The sequence below is a fragment of the Daejeonella sp. genome, assembly GCF_044342615.1.
Taxonomy (GTDB): Bacteria; Bacteroidota; Bacteroidia; order Sphingobacteriales; family Sphingobacteriaceae; genus Daejeonella.
Genome location: NZ_JBIIPN010000172.1, coordinates 1 through 4,762 on the forward strand (window position 1 = coordinate 1; position 4,762 = coordinate 4,762).

6 protein-coding genes are annotated in these 4,762 nt (G+C 37.9%); 5 read left to right on the forward strand and 1 reads right to left on the reverse strand.

All coding sequences use genetic code 11. From position 1 onward, the window contains the following. Positions 1-26: 26 nt before the first annotated feature. Genes ACIQ0D_RS11645 through ACIQ0D_RS11660 form a run of 4 tightly spaced genes read left to right on the forward strand, consistent with a single transcriptional unit; the run spans position 27 to position 2,405 of the window. Positions 27-794, forward strand: coding sequence for an enoyl-CoA hydratase/isomerase family protein (locus ACIQ0D_RS11645; protein WP_395805798.1), 768 nt, complete (start codon positions 27-29; stop codon positions 792-794). Position 795: 1 nt separating this feature from the next. Beyond that, positions 796-1,689 (forward strand): SDR family oxidoreductase, encoded by an 894-nt coding sequence (locus ACIQ0D_RS11650; protein WP_395805800.1) that lies wholly within the window; start codon positions 796-798, stop codon positions 1,687-1,689. Between the two features lie 7 nt (positions 1,690-1,696). Beyond that, positions 1,697-2,083, forward strand: coding sequence for a RidA family protein (locus ACIQ0D_RS11655; RefSeq protein WP_395805802.1), 387 nt, complete (start codon positions 1,697-1,699; stop codon positions 2,081-2,083). A 40-nt stretch (positions 2,084-2,123) separates the two neighbouring features. Continuing rightward, the gene (locus ACIQ0D_RS11660; RefSeq protein WP_395805804.1) at positions 2,124-2,405 is read left to right on the forward strand and encodes an ATP-dependent Clp protease adaptor ClpS; all 282 of its coding nucleotides are present in this window, start codon (positions 2,124-2,126) and stop codon (positions 2,403-2,405) included. Between the two features lie 60 nt (positions 2,406-2,465). On the opposite strand, the gene ACIQ0D_RS11665 is transcribed toward ACIQ0D_RS11660, so the two are convergent. Further along, entirely contained in the window at positions 2,466-3,533 is a 1,068-nt protein-coding gene (locus tag ACIQ0D_RS11665) for a carbohydrate-binding family 9-like protein (protein ID WP_395805806.1), read from the reverse strand. A 242-nt stretch (positions 3,534-3,775) separates the two neighbouring features. Between ACIQ0D_RS11665 and ACIQ0D_RS11670 the strand changes: the two genes are divergently transcribed. Continuing rightward, positions 3,776-4,762, forward strand: a 987-nt coding sequence (locus tag ACIQ0D_RS11670) for a M28 family peptidase (protein WP_395805808.1), incomplete at its 3' end; no start/stop codon positions are given.

Genomic DNA, 4,762 nt, shown 5'->3' on the forward strand with positions numbered 1-4,762 from the left:
ATATTCAGATATAGCGTAAAATAAACATGAACACGATAAAAGTTAATATAAAAGATAAAATTGCCGTCCTTTCATTAAATCGAGGTCGCTCGAATGCTATAAACGCGGAAATGGTGAATGAACTGCATCAAATGCTTAGAAACATTGAAAATGATGATTCAATTGCAGGTTTAATTTTAACGGGTCAGGATGGGTTTTTCTCAGCGGGCCTAGATCTTATCGAGCTTTTTGATTATGATGAGGAAACAATAAAAAGTTTTTGGATTGACTTTTTAGACCTTGTAACAAGTTTAGTATCCTTCAAAAAGCCAATGATCGCAGCCATCAGTGGCCATAGTCCCGCAGGTGGTTGCGTACTTGCCCTTTGCTGTGACTACAGAATTATGGCCGAAGGTAAATTCATTATTGGTTTAAATGAAGTCCCAGTGGGGATTATCGTCCCTGAGAGCATTTTTCATCTTTATTCATTTTGGTTAGGGCAGCCAAATGCCTACCGTTTTTTACTGGAAGGAAAACTCTTAAATACACAACAAGCTCTGGCTAGTGGTTTAATTGATGAGGTGGTCAATCCAGAAAGTATTTTACATGCTGCAGAACGCAAAATGCTAACTTACATACAGTTGGAACGCAATACTTGGCAGCAGAGCAAAATGAATATGCGAAAAGAACTCCTTGAGAAAGTAAGTCAGGATCCTACAGATATGCTTGGGCCGATGCTAGCACAGTGGTGGTCGCCATCTACACGTTCCATACTAAAAACAATTATTCAGAATTTACAACAAAAATCAGCCTGATATGTATAATGAACCTATGTTACGTGATGATGCACTAAGTGGCAAAACAATAATAGTGACAGGTGGAGGCACTGGTTTAGGAAGAGCCATGAGCACCTATTTCTTGAAACTTGGGGCTAATGTTGTAATTACAAGTAGAAAATTAGATGTGCTACTAAAAACTGCCTCAGAAATGGAAGAGGAAGCCGCTAGTAGCAATAAAACAGGCGCAAAGGTATTGGCTGTCCAATGTGATGTTCGTAAGCCTGAAGAGGTGGAAGAAGTGCTAAGTAAGACGCTAGAAAGTTTCGGACAAGTTCATGGATTACTTAACAATGCTGCGGGGAACTTTATTTCACCTACTGAAAGATTATCAGCGAATGCCTTTTCTACGATAATAGATATTGTATTGAAAGGTACGGCCAATTGCACCATGGCGGTAGGCAAACATTGGATTAAAGAAAAGCAAGCTGGAACAATTTTAAATATTGTGACTACCTATGCATTTACAGGTTCAGGATACGTTGTCCCCTCGGCCTGTGCTAAAGGTGGTGTATTAGCCATGACACGCTCATTAGCCGCAGAATGGGGTAAATATGGCATCAGAAACAATGCCATTGCTCCAGGTCCCTTTCCAACTAAAGGGGCATGGGACAGACTTCTTCCTGGAGATATGGCTAAAAAGTTTGATTTTAAAAATCGTGTTCCTTTAAAACGTGTAGGAGATCATCAAGAGCTTGCAAATTTGGCCGCGTTCTTAATGTCTGATTTTTCAGGCTATATTAATGGGGAAGTAATCACAATTGATGGAGGAGAATGGTTGCAGGGGGCTGGACAGTTTAACGGACTTGAAGCCATAACTCCAGAAATGTGGGATATGCTAGAGATGATGACACGTTCGGCTAAAGGAAGTTAAATATCAAATGAAGCGCGTCAATATATCGTCTGGAGCAGTATGGGAGGATCTGGTAGGATATAGCAGAGCCGTCCGCATAGGAAATCAAATAGAGATCTCAGGTACCACATCCGTTGACGGTGAAACAGTAATGGGCAAAGGCGACCTGTATTTCCAAACTATTTTCATCTTTCAGAAAATTGAAAAAACACTTACTGAAGCTGGTGCATCAATAAAGGATGTGGTTCGTACGCGGATGTATGTTACTGATATCAGTAAATGGGAAGAAGCCGGCAGAGCGCATTCCGAATTTTTTAAAAATATTAAACCAGCTACAAGCATGATAGAAGTCAGTCGGCTGATCAAGCCCGAGCTACTTATTGAAATTGAAGTGACTGCAATAATTCAAGAATAGTCCGTTTTTAAATTCGATTCGAAATAACGAACTTTGCAAAATGGGAACAGAGGTACAGGAAGAAACACTAACGCTTGAAGAAGTATTAGCAGCGTTAAAAGTTAATCATCGCCTGATACTCTGGAACGACGATACCAATACTTTTGAGCACGTCATAAATTGCTTAGTAAAATACCTTGACTATACAGAAAAACAAGCTGAACGCATCGCATGGACTGTCCATAATGATGGCAAATGCACTGTTTTAGAGGGTTCTTATACAGAAGTTGAGATATACAGAAAAATATTACAACAAGAAGGCCTGACAGTTACAGTAGATTAGAATAGCATTTAGCTAATAGAATTGATTGCTAGGTATTTAAATATCAAATAGTATTCAATTCTATCTCTGTTTTATTGTTTGAACAAGACCTTCATCATTTAAAGAAAACGTGTGTTGATCATTGCTGATATACACCATAAACTGCCTGCTAGTTGCTTCCATCCAAAGCTTGTTTTCAAAACCTTTAAGGTCAAAAGTACTGTCCTGAATACCCAATTGAGATAAATTTGAAGCATAAGTCTTATTTTTCTGAAGATATTCTTTTTGAAGATAATAAACATGCCATAGATATTTTTTTTGCTCTTCAGAATATGGGAGTGAATTATTATTAGTCTTGGAACCACCTTCAGGTTTACTGAAAAATAAATATCCCCAACGCTCCGGGAAATGCATATTAACTACTCCTTGTGGAGACCAAACCCAATTATGTTCTGGAAGTACTTTTCCATTTGCATCTTTCAATTTCACATATTTATCATCTTTTATTTCTGTTAGCCATTCTACTCTTGAAAAATTAATACGCCAAAATTCACCATCTAGAGGAACTTTGGGGTTAACACCAATATTAACAGCACCAAAAGGAATAAATATTTCGGTAGTCCAGCCTTTATCTATATCACTAGGGTCATTTATTGTCCCTTGAACATCCACAGCCCACTTCATTCCTGGTGCGTTATAAACAATCATCGGACCGCTACTGTTTCGATAGGGTTTGGGCATAAACAAGTCAAACATGGTATTTAAAGCATTAACTTCGAATTCATAATATTGGTGGGTATCATTATCTGGATCTATAAAAATCTCAAAATCATTATCATAAAAAACGATATCATCATAGTTTTTAAGGTATGCCCAAACGTGAGGTTCGAGTAATTCGGCAGCAATATAAAGTCCTTTATCATCCCAAGTCATTTTAGTGCGGGTATTCCATAATGGCAGAGGTTTTTTGTCGCCCTCAATATCTACGAATTTATCTGTCCATGGTATATTTTGCCATACCTTATCATCCAATTTCCCATCAATTATTGGCGCTGTTGCATTATAAACTACGGTATATTGCTTAGGCTGTGTAAAAAGATGCTCCATTCCGGAGAACTTTGGCTGTGCAAAGGCAATGTATTGAGACAATAGTAAAAGAGTAAAAAAAGAAAAAAATTTAGGACTAGGTAGAGAATATTGAAACATTAGATAATTTTTAAACATTGAAAATTAGTAAGAATTATTGAGAAGATTTAAAAATCACGATAAAAATACAATTACAAGAAGATTTAGATTTATATCAATGTAATATTTACATATCTTAAGCTTCCTATTAAAGCTTTTTTATATCTTAGATTAGATAACCTAATTTTATTAGACTAATTAATTCCATGAGAAAATCATTTTACCTTCTATCACTTTCCTTGATACTATCGGGAAGTCAACTTTACGCCCAAAGCAAAGATCCTGTAGTTCAGGCTATTATCAAAGAGGCGAGTGAAAATTCACAATTAAAAAAATTAGCGCATGAGCTAACTGATGGTGTAGGACCAAGGCTAGTTGGAACTCCACAAATGAAGCAAGCTCATGACTGGGCGGTTTCAAAATACCAAAGTTGGGGCATTTCTGCAAAGAATGAGCAATGGGGTGAATGGCGCGGCTGGGAAAGAGGCATTACCCATATTGATATGGTTCATCCACGCGTAAAATCTCTAGAGGGAATGCAATTAGCGTGGAGCCCAAATACATCAGGCAAAACCGTTACTGGTGAAGCAATAATCATTGCTGATCTTGCTGATTCAACTGCTTTTAAAAATTGGTTGCCGTCGGTAAAAGGTAAGTTTGTTATGATCTCGATGCAACAACCTACTGGTAGAGATGATAAGAACTGGGAAGAATTTGGTACCAAAGAATCTTTCGAAAAAATGAAGGCTGAGCGCACGAAAGCTGGCGCTGAATGGCGTAATCGTTTAAGCAAAACTGGCTTAAGCGGGAAAAATCTTGCTTTAGCGCTTGAAAAAGCAGGTGCTGCTGGTGTTATCACTTCAAACTGGTCGGCAGGTTTTGGCGTAAACAAAATTTTTAGTGCTCAAACAACAAAAATTCCGACTATAGATATTGCTCTTGAAGATTATGGCATGCTATACCGATTAGCTGAATCAGGTGTTGGTCCGAAAATCAGTATCCGTGCCGACTCAAAAGAATTGGGTATGGTTCCAACATTCAATACTATTGCTGAAATTAAAGGGACAGAAAAGCCTGAGGAATATGTTATTCTTTCAGCACACTTCGATTCTTGGGATGGTGGAACTGGAGCAACTGATAATGCTACTGGAACAATCACCATGCTTGAGGCAATGAGAATATTGAAAAAAGTG

Coding starts and splice junctions, on each gene's coding strand:
- ACIQ0D_RS11645 (WP_395805798.1), top strand. CDS start 27: ATGAACACGATAAAAGTTAATATAAAAGATAAAATTGCCGTCCTTTCA.
- ACIQ0D_RS11650 (WP_395805800.1), top strand. CDS start 796: ATGTATAATGAACCTATGTTACGTGATGATGCACTAAGTGGCAAAACA.
- ACIQ0D_RS11655 (WP_395805802.1), top strand. CDS start 1,697: ATGAAGCGCGTCAATATATCGTCTGGAGCAGTATGGGAGGATCTGGTA.
- ACIQ0D_RS11660 (WP_395805804.1), top strand. CDS start 2,124: ATGGGAACAGAGGTACAGGAAGAAACACTAACGCTTGAAGAAGTATTA.